The 1,236-nt window shown below is 41.4% G+C and carries 2 protein-coding genes; both read left to right on the forward strand.

Annotated elements, in window-relative coordinates; genetic code table 11:
• A partial coding sequence (locus tag PX482_RS03450) for a transposase (RefSeq protein WP_288031103.1) occupies positions 1 to 163 on the forward strand: 163 nt, incomplete at its 5' end.
• Between the two features lie 56 nt (positions 164 to 219).
• Positions 220 to 954 carry a DUF1190 domain-containing protein gene (locus PX482_RS03455; protein ID WP_002760305.1) on the forward strand — a complete coding sequence of 245 codons (735 nt, stop codon included), beginning with the start codon at positions 220 to 222 and terminating at the stop codon, positions 952 to 954.
• Positions 955 to 1,236 lie beyond the last annotated feature (282 nt).

The raw sequence follows: 1,236 nt of genomic DNA on the forward strand, positions 1-1,236 counted from the left end.
CTGGTTTGGAGAAATCATTAGTTATTTCGAGCGAAGGACAACGAATGGGGTGGTCGAGGGAATCAACAATAAACTTAAACTAATAAAACGGAGAGGCTATGGCTTGAGAAACTTTCGGAATTTTTGGGTTAGAAGTATGTTGTCTTGGCATCTTGTATGTTGATTTAGCATAAAGAGTAACGAAGAGCCAAATATCATAATATTTATGAGGTTAAAATTATGCAACCTAGAAGCGTTATTCCGATCCGCCGCCAACAAATCTTCTCCTATCTTGCTCTAGCGGTTTTTTGCGCCACCTTAACCGCCAGTTGTAGTGATAATTCTGATATTTCTTCTGTCCCAGAAGTGCCTCCTAACGATGCGATTGCCGATCAACCTGTAGAAGCTATCTTTTACGAAAATGTCAGTCAATGTCAACAACAATTAACCAAACAACAACAGGCTGTTAATCAGGGGAAAAGTACCGTTACACCGAGCGCCCCGATCATAACACCAGAAGACTGTGAAGCACAACTAGCCCTAGCCTTACGGGAACACGAAAGTAATGCTCCCGTTTACGACACTTTGGAGCAATGTCAAACAGAGGGATTAACCTGTAGTCCCGCTACTGAAAATGGTGGTCAACCACGAACCGGCTACTATCCTAGTTTTGGCGGAACTTTTATCTATCCTAATACCTATGACTTCGTTTATTTTTATCATGGCGGTATCCAGCATCGTCTCTATCGTCCGACAACGGTTTATCAAGGCAACGCAGGCAATTTAGTCACCCCCTATGGTCGTAGTTTACCCCGTTACTCCCCAGGCACTAAAATTTTAGTTCCACAACATACTCGTTTTACGGCTCCCGCTCGACCTTCGGGGACTATTGGCTCAGGCGTTATTCGCGGTCGGTCTTCTACTGGATTTGGTTCCACCTATAAGGCCACAGGACGGGGTGGCATCGGTAAATAATAAAGGCTCTTCGGGAATTGTTATGCAAATAATTAACTTAAAATAAAATTCGATGAGAGCAACTACGCTCAAAAGTAGCTGAAATTCATACAGGAAAGGACTTAAGGCACAAATAGGTTAATACCAAAAGATAGACAATTGAGTTAAGATTTGATATAATAGCCAAAAACGAGATTATTTTACTTATGATACTTGACAAATTTTTGAACCTACAAGGAACCTGTATTCAAGGCTATCGACACCTAGAAAATATCGGTATAGTTTGACGAATCGAATCGAAAA

The sequence above is a fragment of the Microcystis sp. M53602_WE12 genome, assembly GCF_030065455.1.
GTDB classification, from domain to species: Bacteria; Cyanobacteriota; Cyanobacteriia; order Cyanobacteriales; family Microcystaceae; genus Microcystis; species Microcystis aeruginosa.